The organism is Pseudomonas sp. BF-B-30 (genome assembly GCF_019956305.1).
In the GTDB taxonomy this organism is placed as follows: Bacteria; Pseudomonadota; Gammaproteobacteria; order Pseudomonadales; family Pseudomonadaceae; genus Aquipseudomonas; species Aquipseudomonas jessenii.
In genome coordinates this window covers 57,001-70,640 of sequence record NZ_JAHBDG010000004.1, presented here as the reverse complement: position 1 = coordinate 70,640, position 13,640 = coordinate 57,001, and the positions used below count along the sequence as shown (strand labels likewise).

The following is a 13,640-nucleotide window of genomic DNA, read 5'->3' as shown; positions in this document are numbered from 1 at the left end:
GGGCTTCTTTGAAAGAAGCACTATGCTTTGTCGTGCAGCATGCGCTGTTTTACTTCACGTTACAGACGTTTTGTTGACAGTAAAAAATCTGTAAAGCCTAACGGCGCGAAGCATAGCGCAGCACTCGTCGTATTTCCCCGCATAAAGCTGGTCAAGTGAACGACTCATCGCTAGAATTGCGCACTTTTTGATCAGAGGCGCAGTTCAAGCGCCCGTCCGTCGGTTTTGCCTGCCCGGCAAGCGGCGTCACAAAATACCGAGGTTAGACATGTCCACCACTCCTGCGCCGGCCAACCCAAAGGTTGGCTTCGTATCCCTGGGTTGCCCCAAAGCACTGGTCGACTCCGAGCGCATCCTTACCCAGCTGCGCATGGAAGGCTATGACGTGGTGTCCACCTACCAGGACGCCGATGTCGTGGTAGTCAACACTTGCGGCTTCATCGATTCGGCCAAGGCCGAGTCCCTGGAAGTGATTGGCGAAGCCATCAAGGAAAACGGCAAGGTCATCGTGACCGGCTGCATGGGCGTCGAAGAAGGCAACATTCGCAACGTACACCCGAGCGTGCTGGCGGTGACCGGCCCGCAGCAGTACGAGCAAGTGGTCAATGCCGTGCACGAAGTCGTGCCGCCGCGCCAGGACCACAACCCGCTGATCGACCTGGTGCCGCCACAAGGCATCAAGCTGACCCCGCGCCACTACGCCTACCTGAAGATTTCCGAAGGCTGCAACCACAGCTGCAGCTTCTGCATCATCCCGTCGATGCGCGGCAAACTGGTCAGCCGCCCGGTGGGTGATGTGCTCGACGAGGCCCAGCGTCTGGTCAAGTCCGGCGTCAAAGAGCTGTTGGTAATCTCCCAGGACACCAGCGCCTACGGCGTCGACGTGAAATACCGCACCGGTTTCTGGAACGGCGCGCCGGTGAAAACCCGCATGACCGAACTCTGCGAAGCCCTGAGCACCCTCGGCGTCTGGGTTCGCCTGCACTACGTTTACCCGTACCCGCACGTTGACGAGCTGATCCCGCTGATGGCCGCCGGCAAGATCCTGCCGTACCTGGACATCCCGTTCCAGCACGCCAGCCCGAAAGTGCTCAAGTCGATGAAACGCCCGGCCTTCGAAGACAAGACCCTGGCGCGGATCAAGAACTGGCGCGAAATCTGCCCGGACCTGATCATCCGTTCGACCTTCATCGTCGGCTTCCCGGGCGAGACCGAAGAAGACTTCCAGTACCTGCTGAACTGGCTGACCGAAGCCCAGCTCGACCGCGTCGGCTGCTTCCAGTACTCGCCGGTTGAAGGCGCACCGGCCAATGACCTGGACCTGGAAGTCGTCCCGGACGACATCAAGCAGGACCGCTGGGAGCGCTTCATGGCGCACCAGCAGGCCATCAGCTCGGCGCGCCTGCAAATGCGCATCGGCCGTGAGATCGAAGTGCTGGTCGATGAAGTCGACGAGCAAGGCGCGGTCGGCCGCTGCTTCTTCGATGCCCCGGAAATCGACGGCAACGTTTTCATCGACAACGGCAGCAACCTCAAGCCGGGCGACAAGGTCTGGTGCAAAGTGACCGACGCCGACGAATACGATCTGTGGGCTGAACAGATCTAAACGCAAAAAATGCGCAAAGCCCCGCTCTCTTGACGAGATGCGGGGCTTTTTTACGGCTATCGTTTGCACATGGAAGGATTCCTATCAACCACTGCATAAGAGGCAGACGGGCATGCGTCAGCATTCGGTCATCCACACGCCGAAACTCGGCGACTACGAAGAATTGACCCGGGTCTGGGAGGCCTCGGTACGCGCCACCCACGACTTTCTGCCAGACAGCTACATCGAACTGCTGAAGAACCTGGTGCTGACCCGCTACCTCGATGCGGTGATGCTGATCTGCACCAAGGATTCGAACCAGCGCATCACCGGGTTCGCCGGCGTCGCGGCCGGCAAGATCGAAATGCTCTTCATCGACCCCGACCATCGCGGCCAGGGCCTGGGCAAGAAATTGTTGCACTATGCCCTGGAACACCTGAACGCCGACGAACTGGACGTCAACGAACAGAACCCGCAAGCCCTCGGCTTTTACTTCAAGCAAGGCTTCGAGGTCATCGGTCGCTCGGAGGTCGATGGCATGGGGCAGCCGTATCCGTTGTTGCACATGCGTTTGCGTCAGGACCAGCAAAAATCACGGCATGGATGACACGACACAGATCAAATGTGGGAGCGGGCTTGCTCGCGAAGGCGGTGTGTCAGCCAACATACATGTTGAGGCTGATGGCCCTTTCGCGAGCAAGCCCGCTCCCACAAAAAGCCTCACTGCGTAAATGGAACCGGGATTAACCGGCGCCAGGCAGGTACAATGCCCACCCCCTTTTTGTTACGGCCCTGACATGACTGACCCGATTCGTCTCTCCAAACGCCTCATCGAACTCGTCGGCTGTTCCCGTCGGGAGGCTGAGCTGTTCATCGAGGGCGGCTGGGTCACCGTCGACGGTGTGGTCATCGACGAGCCGCAATTCAAGGTCGACACCCAGAAAGTCGAGCTTGATCCAGAAGCCAAGGCCACCGCACCGGAACCGGTGACCCTGCTGCTCAATGTGCCCGCAGGCATGGACGCAGACACTGCCATGGCCACCCTCGGCGCCGAGACCCTGAGCGAAGAGCACCGCTACGGCAAGCGCCCGTTGCGCGGACACTTCCTGCGCCTGACCGCCAGCACCGACCTGCAGGCCAACGCCAGCGGGCTGCTGGTGTTCACCCAGGACTGGAAAATCCTGCGCAAACTCACCGCCGACTCCAGCAAGATCGAGCAAGAGTATGTGGTCGAGGTTGAAGGCGAGATGGTGGCCCACGGCCTGAACCGCCTGAACCACGGCCTGACCTACAAGGGCAAGGAGTTGCCGGCGGTCAAGGCCAGCTGGCAGAACGAGAACCGTCTGCGCTTTGCCATGAAGAACCCGCAGCCGGGCATCATCGCCCTGCTCTGCCAGGCGGTCGGCCTCAAGGTCGTCGGTATCCGCCGTATTCGCATCGGTGGCGTGTCCATCGGCAAAGTGCCGGTGGGGCAATGGCGCTATCTGTCCGGCAAAGAGAAGTTCTAAGGCTTTTCTCGCCGCCATCCATTTCGGCGCCGCGCCTGGCCGCGACGCCCACAGCTGAATATCAGGACTGCACACATGATTCATAACGACGTACTGCGCAGCGTGCGCTACATGCTCGACATCAGCGACAAGAAAGTCATCGAGATCATCAAGCTCGGCGGCCTGGACGTGACCCTGCCGGACCTGTTGACCTACCTCGACAAGAAAGAGGAAGACGAGGAAGGTTTCGTACGCTGCCCGGACGAAGTCATGGCGCACTTCCTCGACGGCCTGGTGATCTTCAAGCGCGGCAAGGACGAAAGCCGCCCCCCGCAGCCGATCGAAGTACCGGTAACCAATAACATCATCCTGAAAAAGCTGCGGGTGGCGTTCGAGCTCAAAGAAGACGACATGCACGCGATCCTCAAGGCTGCCGAGTTCCCGGTGTCCAAGCCTGAGCTGAGCGCACTGTTCCGCAAGTTCGGTCACACCAACTATCGCCCATGCGGCGACCAGCTGCTGCGCAATTTCCTCAAGGGCCTGACCCTGCGAGTGCGTCCGCAGTAAACCGTTTCCTGTGTAGGAGCGAGCTTGCTCCGGGCGGCGTTCCGACGATGGATTCGAAAACGCTGCGATTATCCAGCAAGCACGCGTTATCGTTATCGACCATCGCGAGCAAGCTCGCTCCTACAAGGCCGAATGGCCCCTCATTCCGCGCAAAAATAGTGGCTCCGCTTCTGGCGGCTGACGACTAGGGTGTAAAGACCTCAGTTCTCAGGATTCGCCATGCATCCCTACTTTTCCCTGCAAGGCCGCACCGCCCTGGTGACCGGCGGCACCCGTGGTATCGGCAAGATGATCGCCAAGGCCTACGTCGAGGCGGGCGCCACCGTATACGTCTGCGCCCGCGACGTCGAAGCCTGCCAGCAAACCGCTGACGAACTCGGTGCACTTGGCCGCTGCCGCGCCATCGCGGCGAACCTCGCCACCGAAGAGGGCGTCCTGCAACTGGCCACGCGCCTGGGCGAGCAGATCACTCATCTGGACATCCTGGTGAACAATGCCGGCACCACCTGGGGCGCACCGTTGGAGAGCTACCCGATCAAGGGCTGGGAAAAAGTCATGCAGCTCAACGTGACGTCGGTGTTCAACTGCATCCAGCAGTTCCTGCCCCTGCTGCGCAAGGCCGGTTCCGAAGCGAATCCGGCGAGGATCATCAACATAGGATCGGTGGCAGGGATTTCCTCCTTCGGCGAGCAGGCGTATGCCTACGGGCCGAGCAAGGCTGCGTTGCACCAACTGTCGAGGATTCTGGCGCGCGAACTGGTGAGCCAGCACATCAACGTCAACGTGATCGCCCCGGGGCGGTTTCCGAGCAAGATGACCCAGCACATCGGCAATGATGACCAGGCGCTGGCGCAGGATACGGCGTTGATCCCGATGAAGCGTTGGGGCCGCGAGGAAGAGATGGCGGCGCTGGCGATCAGTCTGGCAAGTACTGCCGGAGCCTATATGACCGGAAACATTATTCCTTTGGATGGCGGGTTCAGCCTGTAGCTCGGCGGTGCGGCCTTCGCGAGCAAGCCCGCTCCCACCTTGGTCCTGAGTTGTTCACATATTTGTGTTTCAACCCGTTCAAATGTGGGAGCGGGCTTGCTCGCGAAAGGGCCGGCACTGCCACCACTGAACACAGGTCGATCGGGTTATCATGCCCGCCTCTTCCCCCGTCTCGACCTCAAACCATGACCTACAGCGTTTCCCCCATCGGCTTCGTGCGCTCCTGCTTCAAGGAAAAATTCGCCATTCCGCGCCAGCCGCAACTGGCCCCGGCTGCTCGTGGCGTGCTGGAACTGGTGGCTCCGTTCGATCAAGGGGACGCGGTTCAAGGCCTGGAGCAGGTCAGCCACGTGTGGCTTCTGTTCCTGTTCCACCAGGCCCTGGAAGAAAAACCTCGCTTGAAGGTCCGCCCACCGCGCCTCGGCGGCAATAAGTCCATGGGCGTGTTCGCCACCCGCGCCACCCACCGCCCCAATGGCATCGGTCAATCCGTGGTCAAGCTGGACAAGATCGAAGCCAATCGCCTGTGGATATCCGGTATTGACTTGCTGGACGGCACGCCGATTCTCGACATAAAACCCTACGTGCCTTACGCCGACATCATCGATACAGCCACCAACAGCATCGCCAGCGCTGCGCCGCTATTGATTCCCGTGCAGTGGACTGACGCAGCGCTGCAACAGGCTCACGAGCACGCTCAGCGCCTTGAGGAGCCTTTGGTTGAGTTGATCGAGCAATGCCTGGCGCAGGATCCACGCCCGGCCTATCAAATACCTGCACCCGAGCGGGAATACGGCGCGCAGTTCTGGGATCTGGATGTGCGTTGGCATTACCCGACACCGGAGCTGATCCGCGTCCTGGAAGTCATTCCCGCGCGGGTCTGAACTCCGGAAACGAAAAAGCCCGCATGACCTTCTCAGGTCATGCGGGCTTTTTAGATGTGCTGCAAATCTTCTGTAGGAGCGAGCATGCTCGCGAAAAACCTGAGGACGCCGCGGGATATCAAGCTTCCCGCGTTATCGTTAACGACCATCGCGAGCCAGCTCGCTCCTACAGGTGACCTGCGGTCACTTCTCGACGAACGCTCGCTCGATCAGGTAATCACCCGGCTCACGCATCCGCGGCGAAACCTTCAGGCCGAAGCTGTTCAGCACTTCACTGGTCTCGTCGAGCATGCTCGGGCTGCCGCACAACATGGCACGGTCGTCCTGCGGGTTGATCGGTGGCAGACCGATGTCGCTGAACAGCTTGCCGCTGCGCATCAGGTCGGTCAGGCGACCTTCGTTCTCGAACGGCTCACGGGTCACGGTCGGGTAGTAGATCAACTTGTCACGCAGCGCGTCACCGAAGAACTCGTTCTGCGGCAGGTGCTCGGTGATGAACTCGCGGTAAGCGACTTCGTTGACGTAACGAACGCCGTGGCACAGGATCACTTTTTCGAAACGCTCGTAGGTTTCCGGGTCCTGGATGACGCTCATGAACGGCGCCAGACCGGTGCCGGTGCTGAGCAGGTACAAATGTTTGCCAGGCTTGAGGTCATCCAGTACCAGCGTGCCGGTAGGCTTCTTGCTGATGATGATCTCGTCGCCTTCCTTCAGATGCTGCAACTGCGAAGTCAGCGGACCATCAGGCACTTTGATGCTGAAGAACTCGAGATGCTCTTCCCAGTTCGGGCTGGCAATCGAGTAAGCGCGCATAAGCGGGCGGCCGTTGGGCTGTTGCAGGCCGATCATCACGAACTGACCGTTCTCGAAGCGCAGGCCCGGATCACGGGTGCACTTGAAGCTGAACAGAGTGTCGTTCCAGTGGTGAACACTGAGGACACGCTCGTGGTTCATGTTGCTCATGTACGTGGGACTCCTGGAGATTGGTCTGCGCGTGTTCGGCGCCTGCTCTGCAAAAAAGCCGGCTCTGCGCAATTGCATCGCATTCTAAAGGCAGAGACAATATCTGTTAAATGGATTATTAAGATAAGGGTTATCGGTTATATCGATATGCGATTTACTCTCCGTCAACTTCAAGTATTCGTCGCCGTCGCCCAGCAGGAAAGTGTGTCCCGTGCCGCGGGTCTGCTCAACCTCTCGCAATCGGCGGCGAGCACCTCGATCACCGAACTGGAGCGCCAGTGCAGCTGCCAGTTGTTCGACCGTGCCGGCAAACGGTTGAGCCTGAACGCCCTTGGTAAACAACTGTTGCCACAAGCGGTGGCGCTGCTGGACCAGGCCAAGGAAATCGAGGACCTGCTCAATGGCAAATCCGGTTTCGGCTCGCTGGCCGTGGGTGCGACCCTGACCATCGGCAATTACCTGGCCACATTGTTGATCGGCAGCTTCATGCAGCGCCACCCGGAAAGCCAGGTGAAGCTGCATGTGCAGAACACTGCCAATATCGTGCAGCAAGTGGCCCACTATGAAATTGATCTGGGTCTGATCGAAGGCGACTGCAGTCATCCGGACATCGAAGTACAAAGCTGGGTCGAGGACGAACTGGTGGTGTTTTGCGCCCCTCAGCATCCGTTGGCCAAGCGTGGCACGGCCACCATGGAGGAGTTGAGCCACGAAGCCTGGATCCTGCGCGAACAGGGCTCGGGTACGCGGTTGACCTTCGATCAAGCCATGCGCCATCACCGCACTTCGTTAAACATCCGGCTCGAGCTTGAACACACCGAAGCGATCAAACGCGCGGTGGAGTCTGGTTTGGGGATTGGCTGCATTTCCAGGCTGGCTTTGCGCGACGCATTTCGCCGCGGCAGCCTGGTGCCTGTCGAGACGCCGGATCTGGATCTGGCGCGACAGTTTTATTTCATCTGGCATAAACAGAAATATCAGACCTCGGCGATGCGCGAGTTTCTCGATCTGTGCCGCGCCTTCACCGCCGGGGTTCAGCGCAGCGACGAGATCGTGCTGCCGACGATCGCCTAGAGCAGAATCACCGCCCACACCAGGGCAATCATGCTCAATGCCACGGCCTGGGCTGCACTGCCCATGTCCTTGGCATTCTTGGACAGCGGGTGCCGCTCAAGGGAAATGCGGTCGATGGCCGCTTCCACGGCCGAGTTGAGCAACTCGACGATCAACGCCAACAGGCATACCGCGATCAACAACGCCTGTTCGACCCGGCTGACATTCAGGAAGAACGACAAAGGAATCAGGATGACGTTGAGCAATACCAATTGCCGAAAGGCGGCTTCACCGGTGAAGGCTGCGCGCAGGCCGTCCAGCGAATAACCGGAAGCATTGAGAATACGTTTCAGGCCGGTCTGGCCTTTGAAAGGTGACATAGAGTGGGCAACTGGCAAAAAAGAAGTGGGAAAGCTAGTTCAACCAAAGTCAAAAAAGCGTGAATTTGCCAGCCTTTAATGGCTGGAAATTGACTCAAGTTGTTGCAAGAGCAGCGCGGCCTGGGTCCGGGTCCGCACATTCAGTTTACGGAAAATCGCGGTCACGTGCGCCTTGATAGTCGCCTCGGAAACACTCAGCTCGTAGGCGATCTGCTTGTTCAGCAAGCCTTCGCAGACCATGGTCAGCACCCGGAATTGTTGCGGGGTGAGGCTGGCAAGCCCTTCGCTGGCCGCCTTGGCTTCATCCGAGACGCTGACCGCTTCGAACGCCTGTGGCGGCCAGTACACGTCGCCATCGAGGACCGCCCGCACGGCTTTCTGGATCACACTCAAGTCGCTGGATTTGGGAATGAAGCCACTGGCGCCGAATTCACGAGACTTGACCATGATGGTCGCCTCTTCCTGGGCCGAGACCATGACCACCGGAATCTGCGGGTACTGCCCCCGCAGCAGGACCAGCCCGGAAAAACCGTAGGCCCCCGGCATGTTCAGGTCCAGCAGCACCAGATCCCAGTCGGACTTTTCCGTCAGGCGGGCTTCCAGTTCGGCGATGCTCGCCACTTCCACCAGACGGACATCCGGGCCAAGGCCCAGGGTCAGCGCTTGATGCAAGGCACTACGAAAAAGTGGGTGGTCATCGGCAATCAGGATTTCGTATGTGGCCATTTTTCAAATGATCCTGTTTTTCATGGGACGCCCGATGCATTCGGACCACGCCAAAGCACCTCAAGGCACAGCCACGCAGCTGCACTGACAAGGCACGCTCAGCGCAAAAAACGGCGCCGAAAACTCCGGCCGCACCCTAATCGGCGCCAAGCATGCCCAGCGAAACCGGGGTGGTCAAGCAGCATGGCCGGTACACTTTATTGCAGTATGCGCGACAATCAGTCCATCAATGGGGCAGCCACCTGAACATAGGGCATCAATTCGGCGTGCGCAGGGGTCGAAACGTTCATGTCCAACTGATGTTTGGCATCGAGGTAATGCTGGCTGAACACATCGAAGTAGGCATCCAGCGCCGATGCCGCCGCGACATCACCTGCAAGGTCGAGGCATAGCGCCGCCACTTCCGCCGTGCACAGATGCTCGCTGCGGGTCGAGCGGCGCAACCGGTAGCGGGAGAGTTTCTCTGGCAACAGACTGAGGATCGGCAGTCGGTCGAAATAGGGGCTCTTGCGAAAGATCTTTCGCGCTTCAGTCCAGGTCGCATCCAACAGAATGAAAAGCGGGCGCTTCGTGCCATCGACGTCCACGGTGTTTGTCACGCGCTCAGGTTCGACGTACTCACCCGGAAACACCAGGTAAGGCTGCCATTGCGGGTCGGACAACAGCGCCAGCAACTTCGGATCAACCTCGGTACGGGACCAGATGAATGCATGGTTGTCAGGCACCACGTCGGCAATCAGCCAACCGGTGTTGCTCGGTTTGAACACCTCCTTGTTGGTCATGATCAGGCACACGCCGGAACGGGTAGCGACCTGCGGACGCCATGCACACAGACAGTGACTCTCGATCACCCGGCAGTCACGGCAGCGCGGCGCACGCCAGCCGCGGGCCTGAATCGGCTTGATGCCCTCCTCTTCGCGCTGATCGCGCAAGCGGGCCACGGCATTCAAGGCAAAGCGCGCGGGGGTATGACTCATCGCGGGCAACGCCCACAGAGAAGGGAAATCGACACGAAAAACACTCGACAGGGTAAAAAGTGCCAGCAGTTTACCAGACCGCCCGGCGCAAGCCTGTACCGTCCAGCTAGCCTCCCCTATAATTCGCCGCCACTGAACGCACAGTCACGTGACGGGTCAAACCCCGCATCACTGAACCAGGAGAGTTTCATGCTGCGCCTTATCGTTCCTACCGCGGCCATTTTGCTGGCGTCGTCCTTCAACGCCCAGGCTGCGTCCTTGAAAGACACGGAACTGAACAAAATGCTGCAAAACGTCGCCACCCAAAGCAGCGTCGGCACTCCTCGAGCGATCAACGAAGACATTCTCGATCAAGGCTACACCGTTGACGGCAAACAGCTGATCAACCATCTGAGCGTGCAGAGCAGCCACGCCGACAAGATGCGCGCAGATCCAAAAGCGGTTTACTTCCAGTTGGGGGCCTCAGTCTGCCGAAACGAAGGGTTTCGCAAGCTGATGGCCAAGGGCGCGATCATGCGTTACGACTTCACTGAGGTGAAGACCAACCGCCCGGTCGGTTCCGCAAGCTTCCAGGAATCGGACTGCCTGCAACCTGCCAAGAAGAAAAAGTAATCACCTGGAGTTGGCGCGCCGCTGTTCATCTTCGGCGCGCAGTTCCGCCAGCAGCGCCTGCAAGTAATGCGAACGACGCTCGCCACCGCGCAAACGTCGGCAGCACTCCTCTTCGAGACTCAAATGATGGGTCTCGGCCGATGACTTCAGCAATCGATACAGTTGCGTATCGATCTCCAGAACGACTCTGGCCATGGTTTCCCGCCTCCTTGCACTTCACTCATGTTTGAGCAAAAAAATCCTTGAACCGCTTGTATTGCGCGCCTTGCCGTTGACGCAAAGTTGTCGTGTCGCACCTGTAACTTAGTAAATCAGAGTGCAGCACACGCGACGTGCGTTCAGACGAGCGGTGAAAGCACCTTGCAAATCGTCAATAAGCGGTTGCCAGGAAAGACTTTGAGGCGCAATGATCAAGGCAGCGTAAATCACTGTGAAGGTCTAGATTTCAGGGTATCCACTTTCACTTTTTCAGGCCTGGAAAGGGGCTGGCCGTCGCTTGTCGTGTTATGCGAACGTTTCTTTCATCCAAGGGAAAACAGAACCTGTTTGGATGATCCGATGCCTTTCGGGTCAAGTAGGTCGCCCAGGCATGGGCCTGGGCAGACAGCGACACATGAAGTGTCGTGGCACCGACGTACATTGTCGGGCCGAGGGTTCTGTGCAGAAGGAGAAGTTGAATGCCTTACCAACCGAACGATCTCCTGAGCCGTCATTTTGAAGAAAGCGGCCACGACCTTATCAGCAAGGTCGAAGAACAACTCAAGCTGATTTCACCCAACAGCCCGAACATCCCGATCTACCGCGACATGATCCTGACCGTGCTGCGCATGGCCCAGGAAGACCACAACCGCTGGAATGCCAAAATCACCCTGCAAGCCCTGCGCGAACTGGAGCAGGCTTTCCGTGTGCTCGAACAATTCAAGGGGCGACGCAAGGTCACTGTATTCGGCTCGGCCCGTACCCCCATGGAACACCCGCTCTACAGCATGGCCCGGGAACTCGGTGCCGCGCTGGCGCGCTCGGACATGATGGTCATCACTGGCGCCGGTGGCGGCATCATGGCCGCCGCCCATGAGGGTGCCGGACTGGCAAACAGCCTGGGGTTCAACATTACCCTGCCCTTCGAACAGCATGCCAACCCCACTGTCGACGGCACGACCAGCCTGCTGCCCTTCCACTTCTTCTTCACCCGCAAGCTGTTCTTCGTCAAGGAAGCCGATGCCCTCGTGCTGTGCCCGGGTGGCTTCGGTACCCTGGATGAAGCGCTGGAAGTACTGACACTGATCCAGACCGGCAAAAGCCCATTGGTACCAGTGGTGCTGCTCGACACGCCGGACGGCAAATTCTGGCAAGGCGCACTGGACTTCATTCACCAGCAACTGGAGGAAAACCACTACATCCTGCCCACTGACATGAAGCTGATGAAACTGGTCTACAACGTCGAAGAAGCGGTAGAGCACATCAACCAGTTCTACAGCAACTTCCACTCCAGTCGCTGGCTCAAGCATCAGTTCCTGATTCGCATGAATCACACACTCAGCGACCACGCACTCGAACACATGCAGGAGGCATTCGCCGACCTGTGCCTGAGCGATCATTTCCATCAGCACGCTTACAGCGGTGAAGAACACAACGAAGCCGAATTCAGCCATCTGGCGCGGCTGGTCTTCAACTTCAATGCCCGCAATCATGGTCGCCTGCGCGAGCTTGTGGACTACATCAACCTGCCGGAAAACTGGGCACAATCAAAACCCCAGGTACAACAACGCACGCGGGAGCCGTCAAAGGTTTCGTGAGGCATAAAAAAACGGCCCGCTATCTAAATAGCGGGCCGTTTCAGTTCAATCGTCCATCCCTCGACCGCTGAACAGGCGGTTGATCATTTCCATGGAGTATCCCCGATACGCCAGGAACCTGCCTTGTTTGGCTCGCTCCCGGGCGTCTGCCGGCAATTGCCCGGAGAACTTGCGTCGCCAGGTATCGATCAATTGCTCCTGCCAATCGATACCGCTCTCACGCAGGGCGAGTTCAATATCGGTGCGCTGCAGGCCACGCTGGCCCAACTCTTCACGAATGCGTAAAGGGCCATAACCGGAGCGGGCGCGGTAGGAAACGAAACTTTCCAGGTAACGGGTTTCGGACAACAACCCCTCTTCCGTCAACCGGTCGAGTGCTGTTTCGATCATTTCAGGGAGGGCGCCGCGCTGACGCAGTTTACGCGTCAGCTCGACACGACCGTGCTCGCGTCGTGCGAGCAGGTCCATTGCGGTTCGCCGCACCGCGACGAGTGTATCGAGTACGGCGGTCATCGCTTCGATCAGATATCAGCGTCAGCCAGGTCGTCTTCGGTCTCTTTGACCGCAGAAGCTTTGGCGTCCGCAACCGATGCAGGCGACAGCAGCTTGTCACGCAGTTGCTTCTCCAGCTTTGCCGCGACTTCCGGATTGTCTGCCAGGAACTTGGCCGAGTTGGCCTTGCCTTGACCGATCTTGGTGCCTTCATAGGCATACCAGGCGCCGGATTTCTCGACGAAACCGTGCAGAACACCCAGGTCGATCATCTCACCGTTGAGGTAGATGCCCTTGCCGTAAAGAATCTGGAACTCGGCCTGACGGAACGGCGAAGCCACCTTGTTCTTCACAACCTTGACGCGGGTTTCGCTACCGACGACCTCATCACCTTCTTTCACCGCACCCGTACGACGGATGTCCAGACGAACCGATGCGTAGAACTTCAGTGCGTTACCACCGGTGGTGGTTTCCGGGCTACCGAACATCACGCCGATTTTCATACGGATCTGGTTGATGAAGATCACCAGGCAGTTGGCGTTCTTGATGTTACCGGTGATTTTACGCAGTGCCTGGGACATCAGACGGGCTTGCAGGCCCACGTGCATGTCACCCATTTCGCCTTCGATTTCAGCCTTTGGCACCAGGGCGGCCACGGAGTCGACGATGATCACGTCAACCGCGTTGGAACGCACCAGCATGTCGGTGATTTCCAGGGCCTGCTCGCCGGTATCCGGCTGGGAAACCAGCAGGTCGTCGACGTTGACGCCCAGCTTGCCGGCGTACTCAGGGTCGAGGGCGTGTTCGGCGTCGACGAATGCGCAGGTCGCGCCGGCTTTTTGAGCCTGGGCGATCACGGACAAGGTCAGCGTGGTTTTACCGGAAGATTCAGGACCGTAGATTTCAACAATACGGCCTTTTGGCAGACCGCCAATGCCGAGAGCGATGTCCAGCCCCAGAGAGCCAGTGGAAATGGCCGGGATCGCCTGACGGTCCTGATCGCCCATACGCATTACGGCACCCTTGCCGAATTGACGTTCGATCTGACCCAAGGCCGCAGCCAAGGCTTTCTTCTTGTTGTCGTCCATTAAAGTCCTCACGTAATCAATAAGGCCTGACGGCCAACAC

The 13,640-nt window shown here is 58.7% G+C and carries 16 protein-coding genes; 9 read left to right on the top strand and 7 right to left on the bottom strand.

The window, feature by feature from the left end; translation table 11 throughout:
• The first annotated feature begins 268 nt into the window (after positions 1–268).
• The 6 genes from rimO (at position 269) to tsaA (ending at position 5,513) form a co-directional block, all read left to right on the top strand.
• Entirely contained in the window at positions 269–1,606 is a 1,338-nt protein-coding gene (gene rimO, locus KGB29_RS02620) for a 30S ribosomal protein S12 methylthiotransferase RimO (RefSeq protein ID WP_057716142.1), read from the top strand.
• Between the two features lie 112 nt (positions 1,607–1,718).
• Complete coding sequence (locus KGB29_RS02615; protein WP_150812923.1) at positions 1,719–2,192, top strand: GNAT family N-acetyltransferase; 474 nt, start codon at positions 1,719–1,721, stop codon at positions 2,190–2,192.
• Between the two features lie 190 nt (positions 2,193–2,382).
• Entirely contained in the window at positions 2,383–3,093 is a 711-nt protein-coding gene (locus tag KGB29_RS02610) for an rRNA pseudouridine synthase (RefSeq protein ID WP_154861802.1), read from the top strand.
• A 75-nt stretch (positions 3,094–3,168) separates the two neighbouring features.
• Positions 3,169–3,639, top strand: coding sequence for a DUF1456 family protein (locus KGB29_RS02605; protein WP_046041186.1), 471 nt, complete (start codon positions 3,169–3,171; stop codon positions 3,637–3,639).
• A 219-nt stretch (positions 3,640–3,858) separates the two neighbouring features.
• Positions 3,859–4,629, top strand: coding sequence for an SDR family oxidoreductase (locus KGB29_RS02600; RefSeq protein WP_154861803.1), 771 nt, complete (start codon positions 3,859–3,861; stop codon positions 4,627–4,629).
• Positions 4,630–4,814: 185 nt separating this feature from the next.
• Positions 4,815–5,513: a tRNA (N6-threonylcarbamoyladenosine(37)-N6)-methyltransferase TrmO gene (gene tsaA / locus KGB29_RS02595; protein ID WP_090453501.1), complete on the top strand. Its 699-nt coding sequence runs from the start codon at positions 4,815–4,817 to the stop codon at positions 5,511–5,513.
• A gap of 183 nt (positions 5,514–5,696) precedes the next feature.
• Here tsaA and fpr read toward each other — a convergent pair whose 3' ends face one another.
• A complete protein-coding gene (fpr, locus tag KGB29_RS02590; protein ID WP_008054100.1) occupies positions 5,697–6,476 on the bottom strand; it encodes a ferredoxin-NADP reductase in 780 nt (259 codons plus the stop codon).
• Between the two features lie 147 nt (positions 6,477–6,623).
• Between fpr and KGB29_RS02585 the strand changes: the two genes are divergently transcribed.
• Positions 6,624–7,550, top strand: a complete 927-nt coding sequence (locus KGB29_RS02585; RefSeq protein ID WP_043302480.1) for a LysR family transcriptional regulator — start codon at positions 6,624–6,626, stop codon at positions 7,548–7,550.
• Here KGB29_RS02585 and KGB29_RS02580 read toward each other — a convergent pair.
• The 3 genes from KGB29_RS02580 to KGB29_RS02570 all read right to left on the bottom strand — a co-directional run bounded on the left by KGB29_RS02580 (position 7,547) and on the right by KGB29_RS02570 (position 9,612).
• Positions 7,547–7,909: a diacylglycerol kinase gene (locus KGB29_RS02580; protein WP_057716147.1), complete on the bottom strand. Its 363-nt coding sequence runs from the start codon at positions 7,907–7,909 to the stop codon at positions 7,547–7,549. The genes KGB29_RS02585 and KGB29_RS02580 overlap by 4 nt on opposite strands.
• Before the next feature lie 75 nt (positions 7,910–7,984).
• On the bottom strand, positions 7,985–8,635 hold the full coding sequence (gene erdR, locus KGB29_RS02575) for a response regulator transcription factor ErdR (RefSeq protein ID WP_150812921.1): 651 nt from the start codon (positions 8,633–8,635) through the stop codon (positions 7,985–7,987).
• Between the two features lie 218 nt (positions 8,636–8,853).
• Positions 8,854–9,612, bottom strand: coding sequence for a tRNA-uridine aminocarboxypropyltransferase (locus KGB29_RS02570; protein WP_154861805.1), 759 nt, complete (start codon positions 9,610–9,612; stop codon positions 8,854–8,856).
• 189 nt (positions 9,613–9,801) lie between these two features.
• On the opposite strand from KGB29_RS02570, the gene KGB29_RS02565 reads away from it, so the two are divergent.
• Positions 9,802–10,224 carry a PA3611 family quorum-sensing-regulated virulence factor gene (locus tag KGB29_RS02565; RefSeq protein WP_057716150.1) on the top strand — a complete coding sequence of 141 codons (423 nt, stop codon included), beginning with the start codon at positions 9,802–9,804 and terminating at the stop codon, positions 10,222–10,224.
• On the opposite strand, the gene KGB29_RS02560 is transcribed toward KGB29_RS02565, so the two are convergent.
• A complete protein-coding gene (locus tag KGB29_RS02560; RefSeq protein ID WP_057716151.1) occupies positions 10,225–10,419 on the bottom strand; it encodes a hypothetical protein in 195 nt (64 codons plus the stop codon). It lies immediately after the preceding gene.
• A 482-nt stretch (positions 10,420–10,901) separates the two neighbouring features.
• Between KGB29_RS02560 and KGB29_RS02555 the strand changes: the two genes are divergently transcribed.
• Positions 10,902–12,020 (top strand): TIGR00730 family Rossman fold protein, encoded by a 1,119-nt coding sequence (locus KGB29_RS02555; protein WP_057716152.1) that lies wholly within the window; start codon positions 10,902–10,904, stop codon positions 12,018–12,020.
• A 45-nt stretch (positions 12,021–12,065) separates the two neighbouring features.
• Here the strand turns inward: KGB29_RS02555 and recX are convergent, their stop codons facing one another.
• Positions 12,066–12,533, bottom strand: a complete 468-nt coding sequence (gene recX / locus KGB29_RS02550; RefSeq protein WP_056720921.1) for a recombination regulator RecX — start codon at positions 12,531–12,533, stop codon at positions 12,066–12,068.
• Positions 12,534–12,541: 8 nt separating this feature from the next.
• The gene (gene recA, locus KGB29_RS02545) at positions 12,542–13,600 is read right to left on the bottom strand and encodes a recombinase RecA (RefSeq protein ID WP_007996915.1); all 1,059 of its coding nucleotides are present in this window, start codon (positions 13,598–13,600) and stop codon (positions 12,542–12,544) included.
• Positions 13,601–13,640: the final 40 nt, after the last annotated feature.